The organism is Bradyrhizobium sp. BRP56 (assembly GCF_020194035.1).
GTDB lineage: Bacteria > Pseudomonadota > Alphaproteobacteria > Rhizobiales > Xanthobacteraceae > Bradyrhizobium > Bradyrhizobium australafricanum.
Window position 1 is genome coordinate 1 of the sequence record NZ_JADYVV010000266.1, and the last position, 248, is coordinate 248.

The following is a 248-nucleotide window of genomic DNA, read 5'->3' on the forward strand; positions in this document are numbered from 1 at the left end:
GAGCCTGACGACGGCGGCGAACACGCTGCTGCTGAACCAGACGGTGACCGACGCCGACGGCGATCACGTCACCAAGGGCATCGACCTCGGCAGCGGGGTGTTTGCGATCCACGACGACGGTCCGACGCTGGGCACGCCGACGGCGGCGGTTGCGGGCCAGCTGACGCTGGACGAGACCAATCTGACGGGCGCGCCGATCAGCACCAGCGCCAACTTTGCCGGCAACTTCGACGGCGGCACGCCGCATT

Annotated in this window: 1 protein-coding gene; it reads left to right on the plus strand. The window is 69.0% G+C overall.

From position 1 onward, the window contains the following. Positions 1 to 248: hypothetical protein (locus I6F38_RS43685; RefSeq protein ID WP_225164753.1), on the plus strand; the 248-nt coding region annotated here is incomplete at both ends.